Below are 25715 nucleotides of genomic sequence, written 5' to 3'. Positions count from 1 at the left end.
CACCTATGGTAAACTAAATACTAACCGGCTTCGGCGTTGAATGATCCTTCCTAATTTTGATGAAGGAGGAAAAGGATGTCCGTTCGCAACAGCGCAAGGCGCCTGGCGGCATTTGTGACGGCCGCGGGCCTCACGCTTGCCTTGCTGATGCCCGCCGGACCCGCTTTCGCCGATGCGGGTTTCCGCCAGTGGGTCGCGGGCTTTCGTGCCACCGCGGTTTCGGGCGGCGTTTCCGGCGCAGTCTACGACAGGGCCATGAGGGGCATCGAGCCCGACCCGGTCGTGCTGGAAAAGGCCCGCACCCAGCCGGAATTCACCGCCCCCGCCTGGGATTATTTCGACAACCGCGTGCATGACCAGTCGGTGACCAACGGTCAGGCAATGGCGCGCAAATGGAAGCCGTGGCTGGATCGGATCGAGGCGCGGTTCGGCGTCGATCGCCATATCCTTCTCGCCATCTGGTCGATGGAATCGAACTATGGCGAGATCCTCAAGCGCGACGACATAATGCGCAATGTCATCCGTTCGCTGGCGACCCTTGCCTATGGCGACCCGAAGCGGTCGAAATATGCCCGAACCCAGCTGATCGCGGCGCTGAAGATCCTGCAGACCGGCGACATCGACGAAAGCCATCTCATGGGTTCCTGGGCGGGCGCAATGGGTCAGACGCAGTTCATCCCGACCAGCTATCAGCACTACGCGGTGGACATGGACGGCAATGGCCGGCGCGACATCTGGAATTCGATACCCGACGCGTTGGCGACTGCCGCCAACCTGCTCAGGAAGAACGGCTGGCAGGCCGGCAAGACCTGGGGCTATGAAGTGACCTTGCCGCCGGGCAAGCTGCCCGCCGGATCGAAGACGCTGGCGCAGTGGCAGGCGCTCGGGGTCGCCAGGGCCAACGGCAAGCCGTTCAGGAACTTGAGCGACAAGGCGACGCTCAAGGTGCCGGACGGCAGGGGCGGACCGGCCTTCCTGATGATCAGGAATTTCTCGGTCATCAAGGCTTACAACAATGCCGACAAATATGCTTTGGCCGTCGGCCTGCTCGCCGACGAAATCGCCGGTGGCACCGGGCTTGTGCAGGACTGGCAGCGGCCTTTCACCAAGCTCAGCTTTGAGCAACGGCAGGAACTGCAGAAGCGGCTTTCCGAGCACGGTTATTATGACGGCAAGTTCGACGGCAAGATCGGCGAGGGGTCGAAAGCCGCCATCATGGCCTACCAGGCGAAGGTAGGCTTGAGCCAGGATGGCTATCCGAGCCTGGAAGTGCTGAAATGGCTCCGGAAGCAATAGAGCCGCCCATGTCGTCAAGCATCCTTTCAAAAGCGGAAAGGATGCTGTAGCGCTGCGGCCTGCGCATGACTTGCCGGCTTTTTACGTTGTCATGCGCCAAGGATGGAGGCTTTCATTGGTTACGGTCGCGCGTGTCTGGCTGATCGTTCGCCGCCTGCCGATTCTCGTCCTGGCCATCGCCGTGCTTGCCGTCGCCGGCTCGAGCGCCTTTCATACCCCGGCTTTCGCGCAGGAAGACGGAAACCGCGGCTGGTCGCTGCGCGATCTTCTTTTCCCGCGCCGCAGCGAGCGCATTGAACCTCCTGCCAATGTCCAGCCGGTGAGGCCGAAGCCGAAGGCCAGAAACCCCAAGCCGCGCCCGCCGGCCGAGCCGGAGGCGCCGGTTGTCGAAAAGGCGCCGGATGCGCGCGTCGTGCTGGTAGTCGGCGATTTCCTGGCGGGCGGGCTCGCCGAGGGTCTGGACGTCGCCTTCGCCGACAATCCGGCGGTCAGGATCGTTGCGCGCAGCAACGGCTCGTCGGGCTTCGTGCGTGACGATTTCTACAATTGGCCGGTCGAGATCAAGTCTCTGATCGAGACGGAGAAGCCGTCCGTCGTGGTGGTCATGCTTGGCTCCAACGACCGCCAGCAGATGCGCGTCGGCGACGTCCGCGAGCAGCCGCGCTCCGAGAACTGGACCAAGGAATACGAGCACCGCACCGATGCGCTGGGCAAGGCCATTCAGGATGCAAAGGTGCCGTTCCTGTGGGTCGGCATGCCGGCATTCGGGGCGGCAAAAATGACCTCGGACATGCTCGCCTTCAACGACATCTATCATTCAGCCGCACAGACCCATGGCGGCGAGTTCGTCGATGTCTGGGACGGCTTCGTCGACGAGAACGGCGCCTTCGTCACCTCCGGTCCGGACATCAACGGCCAGCCGGTGCGCCTGCGCTCCGACGACGGCATCAATGTGACCAAGGCCGGCAAGCGCAAGCTTGCCTTCTACACCGAAAAGCCGCTGGCCAAGATCCTCGGGCTGGCGGCACCCGGAAGCGTCACCACGGTTTCCGCGCCGGCGGGCGCTCCGGTCGAGGCGTCGAAGCCTGCCGCGGCCCCTGTCATCGTCGACCGCACCGCGCCGATGCTGCTCAGCGACCCCGCGCTCGACGGCGGGACCGAGCTGCTGGGTGCCGCACCGCCAGCCAAGGCCGATCCGAATCTTCCAGGCGAAAAGCTGACCGTCGAGGGCAAGGCGCCCGTCGCCTCGCCCGGCCGAGCCGACGATTTTTCCTGGCCGCCGAAGACGCCGACCGCTTCATCGGAGACCTCGACAGCGGTGCGTCGGTAGGGCCGCAACGGAAGAGCCCATCGTGGCTGCAGGTAGCCTCAGCGGGGGAGTACGCTAGACCCCATCAGCGCCTCGTCGATCGCCCGCGCTGCCTGGCGGCCTTCGCGGATCGCCCACACCACCAGCGACTGGCCGCGACGGACGTCGCCCGCGGCATAGAGCCTGTCTATGCTGGTTCTGTAGTCCCGGTCGTCGGCCTCGACGTTCCGCGAGCGGCGGCTGTCGGTGACCATTTTTATCTCGCCGTCCAGCTCCTTCATGACCCCATCATTCGCCGGACCGGCAAAGCCGATGGCGATGAAGGCGAGATCGGCGCGGATGACGAACTCGGTGCCGGCGATCGGCTTGCGCTTCTCATCGACCTCGCAGCAGCGGACGCCAGTCAGCTGTCCGTCCTCGCCGATGAATTCGAGGGTCGCCACCTGGAATTCGCGCTCCGCGCCCTCGGCTTGCGAGGAAGACGTGCGCATCTTCGTCGCCCAGTAAGGCCAAACGGCGAGCTTGTCTTCCTTCTCCGGCGGCTGCGGACGGATGTCGAGCTGCGTCACGCGCACCGCGCCCTGCCGGAAGGCGGTGCCGATGCAGTCGGACGCGGTGTCGCCGCCGCCGACGACGACGACATGCTGCCCGCCGGCGATGATCGGATGTGACGGCCAGGCCACCGATTGGATCGGCTCGCCACCGACGCGGCGGTTCTGCTGCACGAGATACGGCATGGCGTCATAGACGCCGCTGAGATCGTCGCCCGGAATGTTGGCCGGGCGCGGCGTTTCCGAGCCGCCGCAATAGAGCACGGCGTCGTGCTCGGCGAGGAGCTCGGCAACCGGCTTGTCGACGCCGACATTGACGCCGCAATGGAAACTCACGCCCTCGCCCTGCATCTGCTCGATGCGGCGATCGATGTAATGCTTCTCGATCTTGAAGTCGGGAATGCCGTAGCGCATCAGCCCGCCCGGCCGGCTCTCGCGCTCATAGACATGCACATCGTGGCCGGCGCGGCCGAGCTGCTGGGCGGCGGCCATGCCGGCCGGCCCGGAGCCGATGACGGCAACCCGCTTGCCGGTCTTCTTTTCCGGCGGGTAGGGCCGGATGTGGCCGGTCTCATAGGCCTTGTCGGCGATCGCCTGCTCGACCGTCTTGATGGCGACCGGAATGTCCTCGAGGTTCAGCGTGCAGGCTTCCTCGCAAGGCGCCGGGCAGATGCGGCCGGTAAACTCCGGGAAATTGTTGGTCGAATGCAGGTTGCGGATCGCGCTGTCCCAGTCGCCATTGTAGACGAGGTCGTTCCAGTCCGGGATCTGGTTGTGGATCGGGCAGCCGGTCGGTCCATGGCAGAACGGGATGCCGCAATCCATGCAGCGCGCGGCCTGTTTCTCGACCTCCTTGTCCGACATCGGCAGCGTGAATTCGCGGAAATGCCGGATGCGATCCGAGGCAGGCTGGTACTTCTGCACCTGCCGGTCGATTTCGAGAAACCCTGTTACCTTGCCCATAGTCCAGTCCCTGCTGTCCGAAGGCGCGCTCGCAAGTCTAGCTTGTCGGCGCACCCGTTAACCTCATAAGGCCGCCGTGGCAACCTTGGTCCGAGGTCAGGATTGTTGGTGAGGATGCCGGCCGGGCGATTACCTCCCCGGCCGTGCCCAAAGCCTATTCCGCCGCCACGCTCATGCGCATGCGCTCCATCTCGATCAGCGCGCGGCGATACTCGACCGGCATAATTTTCCGGAATTTCGGCCGGAAGCTTGCCCAATTGTCGAGGATCTCGCGGCCGCGCACCGAGCCCGTGTAATGGACGTGGTTCGAGATCAGCTGATAGAGCCGCTCCTCGTCATGGCTTGTCATGTCTCCGGAGACGTCGACGCGTCCCTTATGGTCGAGGTCACCGCCATGATGGAGCAGCTTCTCCATCAGGTCGTCCTCTTCCGGAACGGGCTCCAGCTCGACCATCGCCATGTTGCAGCGTTCGGCGAAATCGCCCTTCTCGTCGAGCACATAGGCGACGCCGCCCGACATGCCGGCGGCGAAGTTGCGGCCCGTTTTGCCGATGACCACGACGATGCCGCCGGTCATGTATTCGCAGCCATGGTCGCCGACGCCTTCGACAACGGCAACGACGCCGGAATTGCGCACCGCGAAGCGCTCGCCGGCGACGCCGGCGAAATAGGCCTCGCCCTCGGTCGCGCCGTAGAGCACCGTGTTGCCGACGATGATCGAGTCGGCCGCGACGATCTTGGCCTCTTCCGGCGGCCGGATGACGATGCGGCCGCCCGACAGGCCTTTGCCGACATAATCGTTGCCGGCGCCGACCAGCTCGAAGGAAACGCCGCGCGCGAGAAACGCACCGAAAGACTGGCCAGCCGTGCCGGTGAGCTTAACCTGGATCGTGTCCTCGCGCAGGCCTTTGTGCTTGAAGCGCTTGGCGACTTCGCCCGACAGCATCGCGCCGGCAGAGCGGTCGACATTGCGGATCGGCAGCTCGATGCTGACCGGCTGCTTGGCTTCCAGCGCCGGCTTTGCCAGCTCGATCAGCTTGCGGTCGAGCACGTCGTCGATCGGATGCTTCTGCCGCTCGGTCCAGTGCAGCGCCTCAGCCGGCGCCTCCGGCTTGAAGAACACCTTCGAGAAGTCGAGCCCGCGCGCCTTCCAGTGCTGGATCACGTCGCGCTTCTCCAGAAGGTCGGTGTCGCCGATGATCTGGTCGAGATGGGTGAAGCCCATTTCGGCGAGCAGCGCGCGCACCTCCTCCGCCACGTAGAAGAAGAAGTTGATGACATGCTCCGGCGTGCCCTTGAAGCGCTTGCGCAGCACCGGGTCCTGCGTCGCCACCCCGACCGGGCAGGTGTTCAGGTGGCACTTGCGCATCATGATGCAGCCGGCCGCAATCAGCGGCGCGGTCGAGAAGCCGAACTCGTCGGCGCCGAGCAGCGCGCCGATGATGACGTCACGGCCGGTGCGCAACCCGCCGTCGACCTGCAGCGCCACGCGGGAGCGCAGGCCGTTGAGCACCAGGGTCTGATGCGTCTCGGCGAGGCCCATTTCCCACGGGCTGCCGGCATGCTTGAGTGAGGTCAGCGGCGAAGCGCCGGTGCCGCCGTCGTAGCCGGAGATGGTGATGTGATCGGCGCGCGCCTTGGCGACGCCCGCCGCAACCGTGCCGACGCCGACCTCCGAGACCAGCTTGACCGAGACATCGGCCGCCGGATTGACGTTCTTCAAGTCGTAGATCAGCTGAGCCAGATCCTCGATCGAGTAGATGTCGTGATGCGGCGGCGGCGAGATCAGGCCGACGCCTGGCGTCGAGTGTCTGACCTTGGCGATGGTGGCGTCGACCTTGTGTCCGGGCAACTGACCGCCCTCGCCGGGCTTGGCGCCTTGGGCCACCTTGATCTGCATGACGTCGGAATTGACCAGATACTCCGCCGTCACGCCGAACCGCCCCGACGCGACCTGCTTGATCGCCGAGCGTTCCGGATTCTTGCCGCCGCCGGGCAGCGGCAGATAGCGGTCGGCCTCTTCGCCGCCCTCGCCGGTGTTCGACTTGCCGCCGATGGCGTTCATCGCGCGCGCCAGCGTCGTGTGCGCTTCCCGGGAGATCGAGCCGAAGGACATCGCCCCGGTCGAGAAGCGCTTGACGATCTCGGCCGCCGGCATGACGTCTTCGATCGCGACCTTCTTGCGGCCGGTCTCTTCCGCCAGCTTGATCTCGAACAGGCCGCGGATGGTCTGCGCTCTAGCTGTCGCGCTGTCGATCTGCGCCGAATACTCCTTGAACGTGTCCCAGGAGCCCTGGCGCACGGCATGCTGCAGGCTGGCGACCGCATCCGGCGACCACATATGCGCCTCGCCGCGCATGCGGAACATGTATTCGCCGCCGACCTCGAGATTGTTGCGCAGCACCGGGTCGTTGCCGAAGGCATCGGTATGGCGGCTGAGAGTCTCGGTCGCGATCTCGTCCAGCCCGACGCCTTCGATCAGCGTCGCGGTGCCGGTGAAATACTTCTCGACGAAGTCCGACTTGAGCCCGATGGCGTCGAAGATCTGCGCACCGCAATAGGACTGGTAAGTCGAGATGCCCATCTTGGACATCACTTTGAGGATGCCCTTGCCGATCGACTTGATGTAGCGGGAGACGACCTCGTATGCGTCGACCTCCTCCGGCAGTTCGCCGCGCCTGTGCATGTCGAGCAGCGTGTCGAAGGCGAGATAGGGGTTGATCGCCTCGGCGCCGTAGCCGGCCAGGCAGCAGAAATGATGCACCTCGCGGGGCTCGCCGGATTCGACGACCAGTCCGACCGCGGTGCGCAGGCCCTTGCGGATCAGGTGATGGTGCACCGCCGCCGTCGCCAGCAAAACCGGAATGGCGATGCGGTCCGGCCCGACCTGGCGGTCGGACAGGATGATGATGTTGTAGCCGCCCGCGACCGCCGCCTCGGCGCGCTCGCAGAGCCGGTCGATGGCGCCTTGCATGCCGGCAGCGCCCTCGTTCGAACCGTAGGTGATGTCGATCGTCTTGGTGTCGAAGCGGTCCTCGGTGTGTCCGATGGAGCGGATCTTCTCGAGATCGCCGTTGGTGAGAATCGGCTGGCGCACTTCAAGCCGCTTGCGGCGCGATGTGCCGATCAGGTCGAAGATGTTCGGCCGCGGCCCGATGAAGGACACCAGGCTCATCACCAGTTCCTCACGGATCGGGTCGATCGGCGGATTGGTGACCTGAGCGAAGTTCTGCTTGAAATAGGTGTAGAGCAGCTTCGACTTGTCCGACATCGCCGAGATCGGCGTGTCGGTGCCCATCGAGCCGACCGCTTCCTGGCCGGTAGTGGCCATAGGCGCCATCAGAAGCTTCGTGTCTTCCTGTGTGTAGCCGAAGGCCTGCTGGCGATCGAGCAGGCTGACATCCTTGCGCAGCGCCCGCGGCTCGACCGGCTTCAGCTCTTCAAGAATCAACTGCGTGTTGGCGAGCCAGGTCTTGTAAGGGTGCCTGGTCGCGATCTCCGACTTGATCTCCTCGTCGGAGATGATGCGGCCCTTGGCCAGATCGATCAAAAGCATGCGGCCGGGCTGCAGCCGCCACTTCTGCACGATCTTTTCCTCCGGCACCGGCAGCACGCCGGCTTCCGAAGCCATGATGACGCGGTCGTCGTCGGTGACGATGTAGCGAGCCGGACGCAGGCCGTTGCGATCGAGCGTCGCGCCGATCTGGCGCCCGTCGGTGAAGACGACCGCCGCCGGCCCGTCCCACGGCTCCATCAGCGCAGCGTGGTACTCGTAGAACGCCTTGCGGTCGGAATCCATGAGCTTGTTGCCGGCCCAGGCTTCCGGGATCAGCATCATCATGGCGTGGCTTAAGCTATAGCCGCCCTGGAACAGGAATTCGAGCGCATTGTCGAAGCACGCCGTGTCGGACTGACCCTCATAGGAGATCGGCCACAGCTTCGAGATGTTGTTGCCGAACAGCTCGGAATCGACCGAGGCCTGACGCGCCGCCATCCAGTTGTTGTTGCCGCGCACCGTGTTGATCTCGCCGTTATGCGCGACCATGCGATAGGGATGCGCCAGCTTCCATGACGGGAAGGTGTTGGTCGAGAAGCGCTGGTGGACGAGGATCAGCGCTGTGTCGAAGCGCGGATCCTTGAGGTCCTTGTAATAGGCGCCGACTTGGTAGGCGAGGAACATGCCCTTGTAGACGATGGTGCGCGCCGACAGCGACACGCAATAGGCGCCGACATCCTTGTTGTCGTTCTCGGCATAGATGCGGCCCGAGATCACCTTGCGCAGCAGGTAGAGCCTCGCCTCGTACTCCTCGTCGTCCGGAATCTCGGCCGTGCGGCCGATGAACACCTGGCGATGGAACGGCTCGGAGGCGACAATCTCCGGCGCCTTCGACAGCGACGAATTATCGACCGGCACGTCGCGGAAGCCGATCAGCGGCAGCCCTTCGGACTGGGCCGATTCGGCGATGATGTCCTCGATATGGGCGCGAAGGGCTGCGTCCTGCGGCATGAACCAGTGGCCGACGCCATATTGGCCTGCCGGCGGCAGTTCGACGCCCTTTCCGGCCATCTCATCGCGGAAGAACCGATCCGGAATCTGCACCAGCACGCCGGCGCCGTCGCCGACCAGCGGATCGGCGCCGACAGCGCCGCGATGGGTGAGGTTTTCCAGCATCGCCAGACCGTCCTCGACGATCTGGTGCGACTTTACGCCCTTCATGTTGGCGATGAAGCCGACGCCGCAGGCGTCATGCTCGTTGCGCGGATCGTAGAGGCCCTGCGCGATCAAACCATTGGCGGCGGTACCAGTTTTGACGGCTGCCGCTTTCGTCTGCGCGGCCTGGCCGTTGATCGCAGATGGCGTCAGTTCCGTCATCGTCCTATCCTCCGTTCCGCACCCTTGGCGGTGATTTCCCTCGGGGCGCTGGTTTGCCTTGGGAAGCACGATGCTTCCCTTCGTCCTTGCTGCACGTCTCGCGAAATTCTTGCCGAACCATGCGGCCATACGCCCGGTTCGCATCCGGTATCGTACAGGCCAGAGCGGAGCCGTCTACCCGCCGCTCGCGACAATAGCCGGAATGGCAGCGATGATATGCCAGTCCAGCCTGTTTTGTGCGACAAAATAAGACAGCACTACTGTCCTAAATTTTTTATGGCAGAAATCCCGCACCTGCACAAGACCGATTCACAAAATTCTTGGGCGTGCCGCGACACAAAATTTCGCGAAGGGATCGGAAAACGCAACCTCTAGTCAGTCGTTACGGCCCGGCTGGCTTCACCGTTTTGCGAAAGATTGGCCCTTGCGCTTCGGGCGCCAAAGCAGTCAAGTCGCGCCGCTTTCTGCCAATCACAATACGGACCTCTCGATGTTCTTTGCATCCGACAACTGGGCGGGCGTTCATCCCGACATTTCGGCGAACCTCTCCCGCCACGCGGCCGGCATCGCGACCGCGTATGGCGACGGCGACTTGGACCGCACCGTCTACCATCGCTTCAGCGAGATCTTCGAGCGCGATGTTCAAGTGTTCTTCGTCGCCACCGGCACCGCGGCCAACGCCCTTTCGATGGCGGCGTTGAACCGTATCGGCGGCATCGCCCTTTGTCATTCCGAAGCGCATATGAATGTCGACGAGTTCGGAGCGATGGGCTTCTACACCGGCGGCGCTCGTACGACGCCGGTTGCGGGTCCCCTGGGGCGCATCAACCCGCAGGCTCTCGACGACGCCATCAGGCGTTATTCACAGGATCTTGCGCCGGCCGGCCAGCCGATGGCCGTGACGATCACCCAGGCGACCGAGGTGGGCACCGTCTACACCGTCGACGACGTCAAGGCGATCGCCGAGGTCAGCCGCAGGCACAAGCTGCCACTGCATATGGATGGCGCGCGCTTTGCCAATGCGATTGCCGCGACCGACGTCACGCCGGCGGAAATGACCTGGAGGAGCGGCGTCGACCTGATCTCCTTCGGCGGCACCAAGAACGGTTGCTGGATGGCCGACGCGGTGGTGATCTTCAACCCGGAAGTCGGCCGGGATCTGCGCCTGCTTCGCCAGCGCGCCGGACAGACCTTTTCCAAGGCGCGCTTCATCTCGGCGCAATTCGAAGCCTATTTCACCGACGACCTTTGGCTGAGGATGGCGCGGCATGCCAATGCGATGGCGGCACATCTCGCCGAGACGATCGAGGACGCGCCGGCGGGCAGGCTCGCCTGGCTGCCGCAGGCCAACGAAGTGTTCGCAATCTTCGACCGCGCTCTTGCCGAAAAGCTGCAGACCGCCGGCGCCAAATTCTATGAATGGGGCGTGCCGCAGGGTTTCGATGGCCATCTCGGCGACAAGGAAGCAATCTACCGTTTCGTCGCCAGCTTCGCCACCACCACCCAAGAGATCGACCGTCTCGGCCAACACCTCTCGCAATGATCAGGCGAGCAAAGGCCCCAGCGACAGTTCGAGGCCAAGCAGGATCAAAAAAGCCAGAAAACATCGGCGAAATGTCGCCGCGTTGATTTTCTGGCGCAGGATTAATGTCACAAAAAAGCGGCGCCCTTCGGCGCCGCTTTCGTCTCGGGAGGGAGACGTTTCTTACATGGAGCCCGCGGCTTACGCGGCGGCCTTGGCCTCGATCTGCTTGGCCTTGTCCGAAGACGAGGTGATCGCGATCTTGCGCGGCTTCAGCTCTTCCGGAATGTTGCGCTTGAGGTCGACGAAGAGCAGGCCGTTCTTCAGCGTGGCGCCCTCGACCTCAACGTGGTCGGCGAGCTGGAAGCGACGCTCGAAGGCGCGCGAAGCGATGCCGCGATAGAGCAGCTCCGAACCCTCGCCATTGTTCTCTTCCTTGCGCTCACCCTTGACGGTCAGCACATTGCGGTGCGCCTCGATCGAGATCTCGTCTTCCGAGAAGCCGGCAACCGCCATCGAGATGCGATAGGCGTTCTCGCCGGTGCGCTCGATGTTATAGGGCGGATAGGTCTGCGCGCTCTCGGGCTGGCCGAGCGTATCGAGCATGGTGAACAGCCGGTCGAAACCGACGGTCGAACGATAAAGCGGGGAAAAATCAACGTGACGCATGATGTGTTCTCCTGTTGAGCAACATGGTTTGCGTTTGACCCGGTACGAAACCCTCGAAAGGCGTTCCGGATAGGCCAGCGGCCCCGACATCGGCGGCCGCAACCTCCATTTGGGAAGCGGAAAAGCCCATTTCAAGAACTTCGCGCACCAACTTTCCCTTCGATTTTTTCGTTTCGATGAACGCCAGATGAACCGAGGCTTGGGCATCCGTTCAGCGTGGGATCGCTAGGCTGCAGTCAACGATACGGATATGCGGCGCCTCGATCGGTGCGCCGCGACGAGGCCGACCGGGTGTAACGTCCCTTCCTCCCGGATCGACAGAGGCCGGAAGCGCGCCGCAGGTGCTTCCGGCCTTCCCGTTCAGGAAAGCGCGTATCCCGGACCTTTGCTTTTGGCGCATGGGCGTCTATCACCGTGGCGACGCCTGGCCCGCTCGGGCAAGAAGCAATCAACGAAGCGCCGAATGACGGACCTTTTCTATCTGACTGAGGGCAATCCGCCGCCGCAGAACGCTGCCGGCGGCTTCTTCACCACCCGCGACGGCAGGAAGATCCGCTACGGCGTTTTCGCCACCGTCGCCCGCCCGCTCCAGGGCACGGTGGTGCTGCTGACCGGCCGCAACGAGTGCATCGAGAAATATTTCGAGACCATCCGCGATCTCGCCGACCGCGGATTCGGCGTCGCCACCCTCGACTGGCGCGGCCAGGGCGATTCCAGCCGCCTGCTGCGCGACCGGCAGCGCGGCTATGTCCGCAGCTTCCGTGACTACACCCGTGATCTCGAGCAGTTCTTCGAGGAGATCGTGCTGCCCGATTGCCGCGGTCCCTATTACATCCTCGCCCATTCGACGGGAGCAGTGATCGCGCTGCTTGCCTCGCCGTCGATGGTCAACCGGGTGCGGCGCATGGTGCTGATCGCGCCTTTCCTGGCCGTGCCCGACTTGCGGGTTTCGATCGCCACCATAAGGCGCGTCTGCGCGGTGTTCTGCGCGCTGGGCCTCGGCCGCCTCTATGCCGCCTGGGGGCCGCGCCCGAAATTGCCGACGCCCTTCGAAATGAACAAGGTGACGTCCGACCCGGAGCGCTACCGGCGCAATACCGACATTTACAGGGCCTGGCCCCACCTTGGACTCGGTGGTCCGACCATCCGCTGGCTGAAGGCCGCAGCCGCAGCCGCGGAAGCGGTCAGCGACCCCGATTTCATGGCAAGGATCCAGGTACCGACGCTGATCGTCGCCGCCGGCGCCGACCAGGTGGTCTCTACCAAGGCGGTCGAATCCTATGCCAGACGGCTTCGCGTCGGCTCTTTGTTGATGATCGACGGCGCGCATCATGAGATCCTGCAAGAGAGGGATCTCTTTCGCGAGCAGCTCCTGGCGGCCTTCGATGCTTTTGTTCCGGGAACCGGCGACGCTGCCTGATCACGGAACGACGCCGCGGATCAGCCGCGCAGCGCCGCCATTGCCGCGGCGTGCAATTCCGGCGTCGCCGCCGCCAATATGTCGCCGCCGTTTTCTGCCGGCCCGCCTTCGAAGGTGGTGACGACGCCGCCCGCCTTCTCGATGATCGGGATCAGCGCCACGATGTCGTAGGGTTTCAAACCCGGATCGGCGACGATATCGACGCTGCCCGCCGCCACCATGGCGAAGGCGTAGCAGTCGGTGCCGTAGCGGGCGAGCTGCACCTGTTTCTCGAACGCGTCATAGCGGTTGCGCGCCGCGCCCTTGAACAGCGCCGGCGTGGTGGTGAACAGGGTCGCCTGCGAAAGCTCCGTCGTCTTGCGCGTCGCGAGCTTGCGCGGGCCACCCGGGCCTTCGTAATGCGAGCCGGAGGCATTGGCATAGAACAGCTCGCCGGTGAAGGGCTGCGACATCAGGCCGGCTACGGCATCGCCGTCGATCGTCAGTCCGACCAGCGTTCCCCAGACCGGCAGGCCGGAAATGAAGGCGCGTGTGCCGTCGATCGGGTCGATGACCCAGACATGCCGGCTCGAAATGTTCTCGCTGCCATGCTCCTCGCCGAGGATGCCGTGATCGGGATATTCCGCCGAGATAAGCGCCCGGATCGCCCGCTCGGCCTCGCGATCGGCCTCCGTCACCGGATCGAAGTTCTCCGCCAGCTTATTGGCGACTGCGGCCTGGCTGCGGAAGCGAGGCAAGGTCTCGGCGGCGGCGGCACGCGCGATGCGCCGCATGAAGTCGATGCTGATATCCAACCCACTCTCCCCGTTGCGGCAACCATCTCGCAGCCGCTGTCTTCTTGCCGGACCGGATCGTGAAATCGGGTCAGGCGCCCTCGCCTGTTGCCTCAAAGTCACACGTCAGGCACCGAAACCGGATTTGCACATCATATTGAATTAAAAAAGCCTGAAGTCGATTGACATTTGTGCATCGCACAATACTTTTGTTCTCGGACAGCTTATCCTGTCCATGCCCTCCTTGGGCGTTTCCTCCCTAGACTTCGACCGTGTCGTGAAAACGATGCGGTCTTTTTTTGAGCTGCGGTTCCCAGCGCCACCGTCATTCGGCGGCGAGCGGCAGGTCGAGGAAATGATGGCCGGGCATCGAAATCAGTTCGGCCGAAAACCGCGTCAGGTCGTCGGCTAAAGCGTCGAAGCCGGCCGATTTCTGGAATGTCCGCTCGTTCATGTAGAGCCCGCGATTGACCTCGATCTGCAGCGCGTGGAGATGACGCGCCGGCCGCCCGTAATGCTCGGTTATGAAGCCGCCGGCATAAGGCTTGTTATGCGCGACAGCGTAGCCCATTCCGGTGAGCAGGCCGATCGCCCTCTCGGTTAGAGCCGCGCTGGCGGAAATGCCGAAACGATCGCCGATGATGAAATCCGGCCGCGCGCCATTGTCGCCGACCCGGACGCTGGCCGGCATCGAATGGCAGTCGATCAGCACGGCATAGCCGAACCTGGCGTGGGTCCTGGTCAAGAGCCGCTTCAGCGTCTCGTGATAGGGCTTGTAGACGGCCTCTATGCGTCCCACGGCCTCGGAGAGCGGCAGACGCCCGGGATAGATGTCGAGCCCCTCCCCCACCAGCTTCGGCACGGTGCCCAGCCCGCCCGCGACGCGGGCAGAGCGGATATTGCAGAAGGACGGCACCGGCTCCGCGAACATGCGCGGATCGAGTTCCCACGGTTCGCGGTTGACGTCGAGATAGGCGCGCGGGAAATTTGCCGCCAGCATCGGCGCGCCGAGCGCGACGGCGCCGCCGAACAGCTCATCGACATAGCAATCCTCCGACCGGCGTATGGCGTTGCGGTCGAGCCGCACCATGGCCAGGAAGCGCTCGGGATAATGGCGGCCGCTATGCGGCGAGTTGAACAGGAAAGCTACGCGTTGCTCGGCGCCCGATCGGATTTCGAAGGGTGGTGTGACCGAAAAATCCTCGGCTGCCGTCTTCAATTTGAACGAACCAGGACGAAGCACTGCATCATGATGCGAAACTGCCATCTTGCGTCCGGCATGTCCAGCATTTCAGCCCCGCGAAACGCACAGTCGAAGTGGTCGCGACAAGGCCAACGTTCACTTGATGTTTACCGTCTCCTCCTCATATACAGGATGGTTAACGGGCTTGCCCGGCGGCAGGCTTGGGGCGGGTGATTCGGACGGGATACGATGGCACGCATTCTTCTGGCGGAAGACGACGACGATATGCGCCGGTTCCTCGTCAAGGCGCTGGAACGCGCCGGCTATCAGGTGAGCGATTTCGACAACGGCGCCAGCGCCTATGAGCGGCTGCGCGAAGAGCCTTTTTCGCTGCTTCTGACCGACATCGTCATGCCGGAGATGGACGGCATCGAGCTTGCCCGCCGCGCCACTGAGATCGATCCGGATCTCAAGGTCATGTTCATCACCGGCTTCGCTGCCGTCGCGCTCAATCCGGATTCCAAGGCGCCCAAGGACGCCAAGGTGCTGTCGAAGCCGTTCCATCTGCGCGATCTCGTCAACGAGGTCGAAAAGATGCTTCAGGCCGCCTAAAGGGTTTTTCCGGCCGGCGCATGTCGTCCAAAACGGCGCAGCGGCTGGGAAAACGACATCCACAAAACAAAGATCTAAGCGCGTCACTCGAACCCGTTTCGACGCGACGCGCTTTAGGCATCGGCGCTTCCGCCGCTGCGGCAAAACGGAGCTTTCTTTTCTTGTTCCTGCTATTGACGCGCCGGACCAAAAATGGTGTATGCGCGGCTTCGGATGGGCGTGTAGCTCAGCGGGAGAGCACTGCATTGACATTGCAGGGGTCACAAGTTCAATCCTTGTCACGCCCACCATCCTTTCAATAACTTAGCTAACCCAATGTGCCGATTGGCACAGAAACTCCGGGGCGAAGATTTCCAACCGCACTCCGGAACCAAAGCGGACGCGTTCCGTTGCACGCCAAATGGGGACTGGCTGCAATGGCCGAAGACGACGACCGTTTCTGGAAGGTCTATATAGATTCCATCAAATTGCGCGCCGAGCGGTATCAGCTTCGAGCCGAAGTCGATGCCGAACGGCAACAAGCGCGACGGATCCGGTGCAATCGGCCCGAGAGCGAGCCTGGATATTCCGGCAAGGCCCAGAAGATCTAACGCACCGTGCAACTGATCTGACGCTCGCAAGTTAACCTTCATCGTCGGCAACTAGCAAAGGACGCCGGCGGGTGAGAGACAGCGACCGCGCTCCCGTCTGAACCAAGACCGGAGACGCGTCATGCGAGACCAAATTCCCGACAACCCACGTCCGCGCCCTCTTCAAGCCGAGAGCGACAGGAAGCTCCTCGCCCAAACGAGAGATGTGATCAATCGTTCGAGGCAGAAGCTCATCGACACAGAACCGCAGATCGATCCGCACCGGTTGAAGCGGATTTCTCGCAAAGTCCCTGGGGTCTAAACCTGGGCCTGCGGGACGTGCGCTACTGCCGATCGGCCGGCCTAATGATGGTCCATGACGGCGGTGCCCACCCCTTCCAGCTGAATTTCGGCTGCTGCCGGCCCAAGCCCGATATCAAAGTTACGCTCTTCGCCAGCGGCAGGGGAAGCGAGAGGCGTATCCCTCTCAGACGCCCGAGACGGCGCACAGCGCTTTCATTCTAGCGACGGCGAGATCTGGATCGGCCAGCAATCCCGCCTGATCGGCGAGGCGGAAAACATCGGCGTAGTGGCAGACGCCGCGTGCCGACTGCATGCCGCCGACCATGGTGAAATGATCCTGGTGGCCATTCAGCCAGGCCATGAAGACGATGCCTGCCTTGTAATATTCCGTCGGGGCTTCGAAGATCTTGCGCGACAGCGGCACGGTCGGCGCCATCAGCGCGTCATAGCCGGCCCGGTCGCCCTCGGCGAGCCTGGCCAGCGCGGGGTTGGCCACCGGGGCGATGGCATCGAAGATGCCGAGCAGCGCATGCGAGTGCCTCTTGCCGTCGCCCGCGATCAGCTCCGGATAGTTGAAGTCGTCACCCGTGAACATCACCACGCCTTCAGGCAGGCGGTCTCGCAGCAGCACCTCCTTGCCGGCGTCGAGCAGTGATATCTTTATGCCTTCGACCTTGTCGGCGTGCCGCTCTATGATGGCGACCACGGTGTCCAAGGCGGTATCGAAATCGTTGCTGCCCCAATAGCCCTTGAGCGCCGGATCGAACATGTCGCCCAGCCAGTGCAGGATCACCTTGCCGGAGGCTTGGCTGAGGATCCGGTCGTAGACGCGGGCATAGTCGTCCGGGCCTTTGGCCGCGGCCGCCAGCGCGCGGCTTGCCATCATGATCGCCTTGCCGCCCTCGCCTTCGATGAAGGCGAACTGCTCCTCATAGGCTCGGATCACATCGTCGAGCGTCCTTGCCGCGGCCGGCGTCAGGTGGTCGGTGCCGGCGCCGGAGGCGAGATCGGCGCCTTTCACCGTGCGCGCCTCGGCGATCGAGCGCCGGATCAGTTCTTTCGCGCTCGCCCAGTCGAACCCCATGCCGCGCTGCGAGGTGTCCATCGCCTCGGCGATGCGGAAGCCGAGCCGCCACAGATGATGACGGAATGCCATGGTCTTGTCCCAGTCGACCGCCGGCCGCGACCAGGGATCGGTCATGGCGAAGGGGTTGGCGACGACATGGGCGGCGGCATAGGCGAGGCGCGGGAAATCCGCGCCGATGTTGGGCTGCGCCGGTTGGCCGACCAGCCGGTAGCCGACACGATCGCCATTCTTCGCAGGCAGGATGATGTCCATCGAAATCTCCCTTTGTGGCAGCCTATAGATGGAACGTTCCAATAAATCAAGAACCTTTATGATCCCTGCGACTGAAGCGATCCAACGCAGCGCTGCGGCCCTAAACACCATACATTTTCTGGCCATCGATCAATTTTTCGAAATCGACATGATTCCCAGTTGACTCCGGTTTGACGCAATGTTTAGAACGTTCCAATAAATTTTAGCGCCGGACGCGGAGGAAGCACGGATATGGCCAGCCGGGCCAAGGCGACGATTCTGGACATCGCCCGCGAGGCCGGCGTGTCCAAATCGACGGTATCGCTCGTGCTGCAAGGCAGCGGGCTGATCCGGCCTGAGACCGCGGTCAAGGTCCGCAAGGCGATCGAGGATGTCGGCTATGTCTACAACCGCGGCGCCGCCAACCTGCGCAAGGCGCATTCCAACGTCATCGGCATGGTGATCAACGATCTCACCAACCCCTTCTTCGCCGAGCTGGCGGTTGGCATGGAGCGCGTCTTTCAGGCCGCAGGCATCGTGCCCTTCATCGCCAACACCGCGGAAAATCCGGTCCGCCAGGAAGAAGTGCTGAAGTCGCTGCTGGAACAGGGCGTCGCCGGTCTGATCGTCTCGCCGGCGCGCGGCACCACGCCCGGCGCCTTCCGCCGCATCGAGGCTGCCGGCGTGCCGGTCGTCTTCGCCATGCGCCGCCTGCCCGAGAGCCGCATCCCGGCAATCGCGCCCGACAACCATCGCGGCGCCTATCTCGCCACCCAGCATCTGATCGGCAAAGGCCACCGCCGGCTGGCTTTCTTCGGCGGTTCGTCCGACCTCGTTGTCTATCACGACAGGCTTGGCGGCTTCATCGAGGCCTGCGAGGCGCTTGGCATCCCGGCCGCCAACCGAACGATCGTCGAAGGCGAGACCAGCCGCAGAGGCGGCATGGCCTGCCTGGAGACCGCGCTTGCGGCAGCCGAGCCGCCGACAGCCGCGCTTTGCTTCAACGACGCCGTCGCTTTCGGCGTCATGCTCGCGCTGCGCAAGCGCGGCCTGGAGGCCGGGGCCGACTTCGCCGTGGTCGGTTTCGACGACGTGGCCGAAGCCGAGCACTACATGCCGGCGCTGACCAGCGTCGCCGTCGACACCCCAGGCCTCGGCGAGCGCGCCGCGCACGTCATGCTGAAGATGATCCAGTCGCGCACGACGCGCGCCGAGGACCATATCGGCGCGGTCAGCCTCGTCGTCAGGGAAAGCTGCGGCCCGAGCCGCAGCGCGCACGGCACTGGAATGGGAGACGCGGCATGAGCGTGAGATGGGGCCTGATCGGCGCGAGCACAATCGCCAGGCAGTTCATGATCAACGCCATTCGCGCGCAGGCCGACGGCGAGGTTGCCGCCGTGATGAGCTCCAGCGCAGAGCGGGCTCAAGGCTACGCCAAGGAAAACGGCATTCCTAAAGCCGTCTCGACGCTCGATGCGCTGCTTGGCTCGGACATTGATGCCGTCTACATCTCGACCACCAATGAGCTGCATCTCGAACAGGGGCTGGCCGCCATCAAGGCCGGCAAGCATGTGCTCTGCGAAAAGCCGCTGGCGCTGACCAGCGCCGATGCGCGCAAGATGGTGGCGGTGGCCAGGAAAGCCGGCATCGTGTTCGGCACCAACCATCATCTGCGCAATGCCGGCGCGCACCGCGCGATGCGCGAGGCAATCGCAACCGGCCGTATCGGCAAACCGATCGCCGCGCGTGTCTTCCATTCCGTCTATCTGCCTGAAAGCCTGCAGGGCTGGCGCATCACCAGGCCTGAAGCCGGGGGCGGCGTGGTGCTCGACATCACGGTGCATGATGCAGACACGCTGCGCTTCGTGCTCGGCGACGATCCGGTCGAGATCTCGGCCTTCACACAGTCGGCCGGCATGGCCGGCGGCGGGCTGGAGGACGGCGCGATGTGCATCTGGCGCTTCAAGTCCGGCGTCATTGCGCAATCGCATGAAGGCTTCACGACCAAGTTCGCCGGCATCGGTTTCGAAGTGCATGGGTCGGAGGGCTCGCTGATCGCCACCGATGTGATGACGCAGAAGCCGGTCGGCTCGGTGCTGCTGCGCACTGCAAATGGCGAGGAAGAGCTGAACTTCGATCGCGAGGACCTCTACACCCGCTCGCTGCGCCAGTTCCATGCCGCGATCCGCGGCGAAGGCCAGCCTTCGGCCACCGGCGAGGACGGCATTTGGTCGCTGGCATCCGCCGAAGCAGCACTGCAATCATCGAAGACCGGCAAGGCCGTGATCATCGATCCGCAACTCGGGAGCCTCGCGTGAGCAAGCTCGTCACGGCAGCGCATGCCGCCAGCCTGATCAAGGACGGCATGGTTGTCTCGGTGTCGTCCTCGAGCGGCCTCGGCTGCCCCGACGCCGTGCTCGCCGCGATCGGCGAGCGCTTCGATGCGGAAGGGCATCCGAGAGCGATCACCACGCTGCACCCGATCGCCGCCGGCGACATGTACGGCATCAAGGGCATCGACCATCTCGCCAAGCCTGGCCTGCTCAAACGCACGCTCTGCGGCTCGTATCCGTCAGGCCCCTCCTCCGCCGAGCCGCCGCGGATCTGGCAGATGATCGGCGACAACTCGGTCGCGGCTTACAACGTGCCCTCCGGCATCCTCTTCGACATGCATCGCGAGGCGGCCGCCAAGCGTCCCGGCGTGCTGACCAAGGTCGGCCTCGACACTTTCGCCGACCCTCGCCACCAGGGCTGCGCCATGAACGCCGCCGCCAGCGAGCCGATCGTCTCGGTGCAGCAGTTCGACGGCGAGGAGTGGCTCTATTTCCGCGCCATCGTCCCCAACGTCTCGATCATCCGCGCCACCTCCGCCGACGAGCGCGGCAACCTCACCTACGAGCATGAGGGCGCCTATCTCGGCGGTCTCGAACAGGCATTGGCTGCCCGCAACAATGGCGGCATCGTCATTGCGCAGGTTAAGCGCATCGTCGAGAACGGCACCCTCAAGCCGCACGATGTGCGCGTGCCCGGCGTCTTGGTCGACCATATTGTGGTCGCGCCCGATCAGCTGCAGACGACGCAGACGGCTTACGACCCGGCGATCTCGGGCGAGATCTTCCGGCCGCTCTCCACCTTCCGCACCCCGGAGATGAACATCCAGAAGGTGATCGCGCGCCGCGTCGCCATGGAGTTGCGCGACGGCATGGCCGTCAATATCGGCTTCAGCATCTCCGCCAACGTGCCGCGCATTCTTCTCGAGGAAGGCCAGCACGGCAAGGTCACGTGGGTGATCGAGCAGGGCGCGGTCGGCGGCGTGCCGCTGCTCGACTTCAAGTTCGGCTGCGCCTCGAATGCCGAGGCGATCATGCCCTCGCCGCACCAGTTCATCTATTTCCAGGCCGGCGGCTTTGACGCCTCGCTCCTGTCCTTCCTGCAGATCGACCGCCACGGCTCGGTCAACGTGTCGAAGCTTTCGGCGAGACCGCATGTGACGGCCGGCGCCGGCGGCTTCGTCGATATCACCGCGCGGGCGAAGAAGATCGTCTTCTCCGGCTTCTTCAATGCTGGCGCCAAGCTTTCGCTGGCGAACGGCACCCTCCGCATCGACCAGGAAGGCAAGGTGAAAAAGATCGTCGAGGAGGTCGAGCATATCTCCTTCTCCGGCAAGCGCGCGGTCGCGCAAGGCCAGGACATCACCTATGTCACCGAACGCTGTGTGATGAAGCTGACCCAGGCCGGGCTGATGGTGACCGAGCTGGCGCCCGGCATCGATCTCGAACGCGATGTGCTGGCGCAGGCCGACACTCCGCTCGCCGTCGCAAACGACCTCAAGATCACGCCGGCGTCGCTCTATCAGGATCGGCCGATCGGCCTGTCGCTCAACGGCGGCGCTTCACTTGGAGGCGCGCATGGCTGAGCGCCTCGTCACCTTCGAGCAGGATGGCGCGATCGGTACCGTGACGCTCAGGCGGCCGGAAAAGTTCAACGCGCTCGACATTCCGATGCTGCGCGCGCTCGAAGCCGCGCTCGACAAGGCCGAGCTGGCCGAGGGTGTCCGTGTCGTGCTCATCAGCGGCGAAGGCAAGGGTTTTTGCGCCGGCGGCGACGTCGAGGCCTGGGCACAATTAAGCGCCGCCGATTTCCAGGTTCAATGGGTGCGCTACGGCCATCGTGTCTTCGACCGGCTGGCGCGGCTTCGGCAACCGACAATCGCCGTGCTGTCCGGCCATGCGCTGGGCGGCGGCTTGGAATTGGCCGCCGCCTGCGATTTTCGCGTCGCCGAAACCCAGATCAAGCTCGGCTTTCCCGAGACCTCGATCGGCGTCGTGCCCGGCTGGTCTGGTACGCAGCGCGCTGTGCGCCGCTTCGGTGCACAGATCGTGCGGCGCATGGCGCTTGGCGGCGAGATTTTTCTGGCGAACGAGGCGCTCGCCGTCGGCGTCGTCGACCGCGTCGTCGAAACCGGCAAGGCCTTGGATGAAGCAAAAGCCTGGGGAGAAAAGATCGCCGAGCGTGGTCCGCTCGCAACCGAGGCCGCCAAGCTGATGATCGGCATTGCCGAAGGCGAGGAAGACGCCGCCGCCACGGAAGCGCTGGCCAGCGGCTTCATTGCGCTCACCGGCGACCTCAAGGCCGGTGTCGGCGCCTTCAAGGCCAGGCACAAGCCGGACTTTTCGAGATCCTAGAGAAGATACGATGAACGCACCGCTTAACATTTCCATGCCGGTCGAAGCGTCTCAGGCGCCGAAGAGCTACAAGCTTCTGATCGACGGCAAACATGTCGATGCCCGGGACGGCCGCACGATCGAACGCAACAGTCCCGGCCACGGTTTTGCGGTTTCACGCTATGCGCAGGCGGGTGCTGCGGAAGTCGACGCTGCGGTGCAGGCAGCTCACAAGGCCTTCGAGGCCGGCGCATGGCCGCGCATGAAGGCGTCGGAACGCGCCGCGGTGCTGCTCAAAGCGGCCGATCTGATCGAGGGCCGACTGGAAGAGATTGCCAGGCTCGACGCGTTGGAATCCGGCAAGCCGATCGCGCAGGCGCGCGGCGAGATCGGCGGCGCCGTCGACATCTGGCGCTATGCCGCTTCGCTTGCTCGCACGCTCCATGGCGAGAGCTATGCCAATCTCGGCGATGACATGCTGGGCGTGGTGCTGCGCGAGCCGATCGGCGTCGTCTCGATCATCACGCCGTGGAATTTTCCCTTCCTGATCGTGAGCCAGAAACTGCCCTTCGCGCTCGCCGCCGGCTGCACTGCCGTGGTCAAGCCGAGCGAGATGACCTCGGCGTCGACCTTCGTGCTCGGCGATATCCTGCTGCAGGCCGGCCTGCCGACGGGTGTCGTCAACATCCTCGCTGGCCTGGGTAGCGATGTCGGCGCGCCAATGGTCAGCCATCCGCTGGTTGAGATGGTGTCCTTCACCGGCTCGACCCGCGTCGGCAAGATGACCATGGCGGCGGCGTCCAGTTCGCTGAAGAAGGTGTCGATGGAGCTCGGCGGCAAGAACGGCCAGATCGTCTTCCCCGACGCCGATCTCGAAGCAGCGGCGGATGCCGCAGTCTTCGGCGGCTTCTTCAACGCCGGCGAATGCTGCAATGCCGGCAGTCGGCTGATCGTGCATGAGGCGATCGCGGACGACTTTCTCGGCGCAGTCAAGGCGCTGGCCGAGAGGGTGAAAGTCGGCGATCCGCTTGACGACCGCACCAAGGTCGGCGCGATGATCTCGGCCGACCACATGGCAAAGGTAGCCGGCTATGTGACGGCGGCCAAGACCAGCGGCGGCAGCGTCTTCAGCGGCGGCGGACAGCTCGCCTCCAACGCCGGCCAGTATCTCGATCCGACCATTGTCCGCAACGTTACCGAGGACATGGAAATCGCGCGCGAGGAAGTCTTCGGGCCGGTGCTGTCCGTGCTCACTTTTGAAACGATTGAAAGGGCATTGCACATCGCCAACAACACGCCCTATGGTCTGTCTGCGGGAGTGTGGAGCGCCAGCATCGACACATGCATGTCGGTGGCGCGCGGTGTGCGTTCGGGGACGGTTTGGGTGAATACGTTCATGGAGGGTTATCCCGAACTGCCCTTCGGCGGCTACAAGCAATCCGGTCTCGGACGCGAACTCGGCAAACGCGCCGTCGAGGACTATACCGAGGAAAAGACAATCCAGTTTCATCGCGGCCAGCGCACCGGATGGTGGCTTGGCTGAGTTGGGAGACCCCGGCGGTCACCCCGCCGGTTATGTGAATGCAACAAGGGAGGTAGTAGATGTTGCGCAAACTGCTTATCGGAACGGCTCTTGCGACGAGCTTTGCGTTCTCGGCGCATGCCGCGGACGTCAAGGAAGTGCAGATGCTGCATTGGTGGACGTCGGGCGGCGAAGCGGCTGCTCTGAACGTGCTGAAGCAGGATCTGGCCAAGGAAGGCTATGCCTGGAAGGACGTGCCGGTGGCCGGCGGCGGCGGCGACGCCGCCATGACCGCTCTGAAGGCGATGGTCGCGGCCGGCAACTATCCGACTGCCTCGCAGATGCTGGGCTACACCGTGCTCGACTATGCCGCTGCTGGCGTCATGGGCGACCTCACCGAGACCGCCAAGAAGGAAGGCTGGGACAAGAGCGTTCCGGCCGCCCTGCAGAAGTTCTCCGTCTATGACGGCAAGTGGGTCGCGGCTCCGGTCAACGTCCACTCGGTCAACTGGCTGTGGATCAACAAGGCCGTGATGGACAAGATCGGCGGCACCGAGCCGAAGACCTTCGACGACTTCATCGCCCTGCTCGACAAGGCCAAGGCCGCTGGCGTCATCCCGCTGGCGCTTGGCGGCCAGAACTGGCAGGAAGCGACCATGTTCGACTCCGTCGTGCTGTCGACCGGCGGACCGGAATTCTACAAGAAGGCGATGAACGACCTCGATGAGGAGTCGCTCAAGTCCGACACGATGAAGAAGTCGTTCGACAACCTTGCCAAGCTCGTCACCTATGTCGACCCGAACTTCTCGGGCCGCGACTGGAACCTCGCCACCGCCATGGTCATCAAGGGCGATGCGCTGGTTCAGGTCATGGGCGACTGGGCCAAGGGCGAGTTCCACGCCGCCAACAAGACCCCGGGCACGGACTTCCTCTGCTACCGCTTCCCGGGCACCGACGGCTCGGTGATCTACAACTCCGACATGTTCGGCATGTTCAACGTTCCGGACGACCGCAAGGCCGCCCAGGTCGCTCTGGCCACCGCCACCCTGTCGAAGAGCTTCCAGTCGGCTTTCAACGTCGTGAAGGGCTCGGTCCCCGCCCGCACCGACGTGCCGGACACCGACTTCGATGCTTGCGGCAAGAAGGGCATCGCCGACCTTAAGGCGGCTAACGAAGGCGGCAAGCTGTTCGGCTCGTTGGCCCAGGGCTACGGCGCGCCCCCGGCTGTCGCCAACGCCTACAAGGACGTCATCTCGAAGTTCGTCCATGGCCAGATCAAGACCTCGGACGAAGCCGTGACCGAATTGGTCAAGGCGATCGACGACGCCAAGTAAGGCGTTTTGCTGGAGCAATTCCAGGAAAAGTGCATAGCGGTTTTCCGTTCGGAATTGCATAAACAAAACCACTCGAGTCTCCCCCGCTCCGGCGGGGGAGGTCTCCTGTCGAGACGATATACGGGATTGCTGCCTGGTGTGCGCCGCACGCTGGCTGGTCCCCAATAACCGGTACTGGATGAGCCGATGAGCACAGTCGCCGAAACCCAAATCAAGCTGACGCCGGAACATGACGCCCGTCCTGGCGCCTCCGTCCGCTCGCGATTGCAGGACCTGTTGCCGAAGATCGTCCTGGCGCCGAGCTTCGCGGCGACGATCGTCTTCGTCTATGGCTTCATCCTGTGGACGATCTATCTGTCGTTCACCAATTCCAAGACCTTCCCATCCTACGACATCACCGGCGCCCGCGCCTATCAGCGGCTGTGGCGCTGGACCTTCGAGAGCGACCCGCCGTCGAGCTGGTACACCTCGATCACCAACATGGGGATTTTCGGCTTCCTCTACATCCTGATCTGCCTGGCGCTCGGCCTCTTCCTGGCCATCCTGCTCGACCAGAAGATCCGCGGCGAAGGCATGCTGCGGCCGATCTATCTCTATCCGATGGCGCTCTCCTTCATCGTCACTGGCGTCGCCTGGAAGTGGTTCCTCGACCCCGGCCTCGGTCTCGAGCAGACCCTACACCAATGGGGCTGGACGAGCTTCCATTTCGACTGGATCAAGAACAAGGATTTCGTCATCTACACGGTGGTGATCGCCGGCGTCTGGCAGGCTTCCGGCTTCATCATGGCGATGTTTCTGGCCGGGCTTCGCGGCATCGACGGTGAGATCATGAAG

At 63.7% G+C, this 25715-nt stretch carries 19 protein-coding genes and 1 tRNA gene; 14 read left to right on the top strand and 6 right to left on the bottom strand.

The window, feature by feature from the left end:
- Positions 1-75: 75 nt before the first annotated feature.
- Positions 76-1296, top strand: a complete 1221-nt coding sequence (locus EOA49_RS09135; protein ID WP_127241908.1) for a lytic murein transglycosylase — start codon at positions 76-78, stop codon at positions 1294-1296.
- 115 nt (positions 1297-1411) lie between these two features.
- The gene (locus EOA49_RS09130; protein ID WP_127243127.1) at positions 1412-2626 is read left to right on the top strand and encodes a DUF459 domain-containing protein; all 1215 of its coding nucleotides are present in this window, start codon (positions 1412-1414) and stop codon (positions 2624-2626) included.
- A gap of 38 nt (positions 2627-2664) precedes the next feature.
- Here EOA49_RS09130 and EOA49_RS09125 read toward each other — a convergent pair whose 3' ends face one another.
- A complete protein-coding gene (locus EOA49_RS09125) occupies positions 2665-4119 on the bottom strand; it encodes a glutamate synthase subunit beta (protein ID WP_067325915.1) in 1455 nt (484 codons plus the stop codon).
- A gap of 154 nt (positions 4120-4273) precedes the next feature.
- Positions 4274-8992, bottom strand: a complete 4719-nt coding sequence (gltB, locus tag EOA49_RS09120) for a glutamate synthase large subunit (protein ID WP_127241437.1) — start codon at positions 8990-8992, stop codon at positions 4274-4276.
- Positions 8993-9482: 490 nt separating this feature from the next.
- Here gltB and EOA49_RS09115 point away from each other — a divergent pair, with 490 nt between their 5' ends.
- Positions 9483-10535, top strand: a complete 1053-nt coding sequence (locus tag EOA49_RS09115) for a low specificity L-threonine aldolase (protein WP_067325909.1) — start codon at positions 9483-9485, stop codon at positions 10533-10535.
- 180 nt (positions 10536-10715) lie between these two features.
- Here EOA49_RS09115 and EOA49_RS09105 read toward each other — a convergent pair whose 3' ends face one another.
- Positions 10716-11183 carry an Hsp20 family protein gene (locus EOA49_RS09105; protein ID WP_067002526.1) on the bottom strand — a complete coding sequence of 156 codons (468 nt, stop codon included), beginning with the start codon at positions 11181-11183 and terminating at the stop codon, positions 10716-10718.
- A 463-nt stretch (positions 11184-11646) separates the two neighbouring features.
- Between EOA49_RS09105 and EOA49_RS09100 the strand changes: the two genes are divergently transcribed.
- Entirely contained in the window at positions 11647-12603 is a 957-nt protein-coding gene (locus EOA49_RS09100) for an alpha/beta hydrolase (RefSeq protein ID WP_127241436.1), read from the top strand.
- 20 nt (positions 12604-12623) lie between these two features.
- Here the strand turns inward: EOA49_RS09100 and hisN are convergent, their stop codons facing one another.
- Positions 12624-13397 (bottom strand): histidinol-phosphatase, encoded by a 774-nt coding sequence (gene hisN / locus EOA49_RS09095; RefSeq protein WP_127243126.1) that lies wholly within the window; start codon positions 13395-13397, stop codon positions 12624-12626.
- A 304-nt stretch (positions 13398-13701) separates the two neighbouring features.
- Positions 13702-14643, bottom strand: coding sequence for an N-formylglutamate amidohydrolase (locus EOA49_RS09090; protein ID WP_067002532.1), 942 nt, complete (start codon positions 14641-14643; stop codon positions 13702-13704).
- A 165-nt stretch (positions 14644-14808) separates the two neighbouring features.
- On the opposite strand from EOA49_RS09090, the gene EOA49_RS09085 reads away from it, so the two are divergent.
- The 3 genes from EOA49_RS09085 to EOA49_RS32575 all read left to right on the top strand — a co-directional run bounded on the left by EOA49_RS09085 (position 14809) and on the right by EOA49_RS32575 (position 15761).
- The gene (locus tag EOA49_RS09085; protein ID WP_006199474.1) at positions 14809-15171 is read left to right on the top strand and encodes a response regulator; all 363 of its coding nucleotides are present in this window, start codon (positions 14809-14811) and stop codon (positions 15169-15171) included.
- A 215-nt stretch (positions 15172-15386) separates the two neighbouring features.
- A tRNA-Val gene (locus EOA49_RS09080) sits at positions 15387-15461 on the top strand.
- A 126-nt stretch (positions 15462-15587) separates the two neighbouring features.
- Entirely contained in the window at positions 15588-15761 is a 174-nt protein-coding gene (locus EOA49_RS32575; protein ID WP_164746704.1) for a hypothetical protein, read from the top strand.
- 466 nt (positions 15762-16227) lie between these two features.
- Here the strand turns inward: EOA49_RS32575 and EOA49_RS09075 are convergent, their stop codons facing one another.
- The gene (locus EOA49_RS09075; protein ID WP_127240048.1) at positions 16228-17382 is read right to left on the bottom strand and encodes a dihydrodipicolinate synthase family protein; all 1155 of its coding nucleotides are present in this window, start codon (positions 17380-17382) and stop codon (positions 16228-16230) included.
- A gap of 231 nt (positions 17383-17613) precedes the next feature.
- On the opposite strand from EOA49_RS09075, the gene EOA49_RS09070 reads away from it, so the two are divergent.
- The 7 genes from EOA49_RS09070 to EOA49_RS09040 form a co-directional block, all read left to right on the top strand.
- Positions 17614-18666 carry a LacI family DNA-binding transcriptional regulator gene (locus tag EOA49_RS09070; RefSeq protein ID WP_095800485.1) on the top strand — a complete coding sequence of 351 codons (1053 nt, stop codon included), beginning with the start codon at positions 17614-17616 and terminating at the stop codon, positions 18664-18666.
- Entirely contained in the window at positions 18663-19679 is a 1017-nt protein-coding gene (locus tag EOA49_RS09065; protein WP_127240047.1) for a Gfo/Idh/MocA family oxidoreductase, read from the top strand. Before EOA49_RS09070 ends, EOA49_RS09065 begins: the two co-directional genes overlap by 4 nt.
- Positions 19676-21277 carry an acyl CoA:acetate/3-ketoacid CoA transferase gene (locus EOA49_RS09060; protein ID WP_127243125.1) on the top strand — a complete coding sequence of 534 codons (1602 nt, stop codon included), beginning with the start codon at positions 19676-19678 and terminating at the stop codon, positions 21275-21277. The genes EOA49_RS09065 and EOA49_RS09060 overlap by 4 nt, the downstream gene beginning before the upstream one ends.
- A complete protein-coding gene (locus tag EOA49_RS09055; protein ID WP_127240045.1) occupies positions 21270-22046 on the top strand; it encodes an enoyl-CoA hydratase/isomerase family protein in 777 nt (258 codons plus the stop codon). The genes EOA49_RS09060 and EOA49_RS09055 overlap by 8 nt, the downstream gene beginning before the upstream one ends.
- Positions 22047-22056: 10 nt before the next feature.
- Positions 22057-23568, top strand: coding sequence for an aldehyde dehydrogenase family protein (locus tag EOA49_RS09050; RefSeq protein ID WP_127240044.1), 1512 nt, complete (start codon positions 22057-22059; stop codon positions 23566-23568).
- A gap of 59 nt (positions 23569-23627) precedes the next feature.
- Positions 23628-24881, top strand: coding sequence for an ABC transporter substrate-binding protein (locus EOA49_RS09045; protein WP_067002546.1), 1254 nt, complete (start codon positions 23628-23630; stop codon positions 24879-24881).
- Positions 24882-25067: 186 nt separating this feature from the next.
- A partial coding sequence (locus EOA49_RS09040; protein WP_164749205.1) for a sugar ABC transporter permease occupies positions 25068-25715 on the top strand: 648 nt, incomplete at its 3' end.

The sequence above is a fragment of the Mesorhizobium sp. M1A.F.Ca.IN.020.04.1.1 genome (genome assembly GCF_003997315.1).
Classification (GTDB): domain Bacteria; phylum Pseudomonadota; class Alphaproteobacteria; order Rhizobiales; family Rhizobiaceae; genus Mesorhizobium.
Note: the sequence above shows the minus strand (reverse complement) of the source record. Positions and strands in the feature narration are given on the sequence as shown.

Excerpts from the sequence above, each read along its gene's own strand:
- EOA49_RS09105 (WP_067002526.1), bottom strand. The coding sequence starts at position 11,183 with ATGCGTCACGTTGATTTTTCCCCGCTTTATCGTTCGACCGTCGGTTTC.
- EOA49_RS09125 (WP_067325915.1), bottom strand. The coding sequence starts at position 4,119 with ATGGGCAAGGTAACAGGGTTTCTCGAAATCGACCGGCAGGTGCAGAAG.
- EOA49_RS09070 (WP_095800485.1), top strand. The coding sequence starts at position 17,614 with ATGGCCAGCCGGGCCAAGGCGACGATTCTGGACATCGCCCGCGAGGCC.
- EOA49_RS09050 (WP_127240044.1), top strand. The coding sequence starts at position 22,057 with ATGAACGCACCGCTTAACATTTCCATGCCGGTCGAAGCGTCTCAGGCG.
- EOA49_RS09045 (WP_067002546.1), top strand. The coding sequence starts at position 23,628 with ATGTTGCGCAAACTGCTTATCGGAACGGCTCTTGCGACGAGCTTTGCG.
- EOA49_RS09055 (WP_127240045.1), top strand. The coding sequence starts at position 21,270 with ATGGCTGAGCGCCTCGTCACCTTCGAGCAGGATGGCGCGATCGGTACC.
- EOA49_RS32575 (WP_164746704.1), top strand. The coding sequence starts at position 15,588 with ATGGCCGAAGACGACGACCGTTTCTGGAAGGTCTATATAGATTCCATC.
- EOA49_RS09065 (WP_127240047.1), top strand. The coding sequence starts at position 18,663 with ATGAGCGTGAGATGGGGCCTGATCGGCGCGAGCACAATCGCCAGGCAG.
- EOA49_RS09135 (WP_127241908.1), top strand. The coding sequence starts at position 76 with ATGTCCGTTCGCAACAGCGCAAGGCGCCTGGCGGCATTTGTGACGGCC.
- EOA49_RS09115 (WP_067325909.1), top strand. The coding sequence starts at position 9,483 with ATGTTCTTTGCATCCGACAACTGGGCGGGCGTTCATCCCGACATTTCG.
- gltB (WP_127241437.1), bottom strand. The coding sequence starts at position 8,992 with ATGACGGAACTGACGCCATCTGCGATCAACGGCCAGGCCGCGCAGACG.
- EOA49_RS09100 (WP_127241436.1), top strand. The coding sequence starts at position 11,647 with ATGACGGACCTTTTCTATCTGACTGAGGGCAATCCGCCGCCGCAGAAC.
- EOA49_RS09075 (WP_127240048.1), bottom strand. The coding sequence starts at position 17,382 with ATGGACATCATCCTGCCTGCGAAGAATGGCGATCGTGTCGGCTACCGG.
- EOA49_RS09090 (WP_067002532.1), bottom strand. The coding sequence starts at position 14,643 with ATGGCAGTTTCGCATCATGATGCAGTGCTTCGTCCTGGTTCGTTCAAA.
- EOA49_RS09085 (WP_006199474.1), top strand. The coding sequence starts at position 14,809 with ATGGCACGCATTCTTCTGGCGGAAGACGACGACGATATGCGCCGGTTC.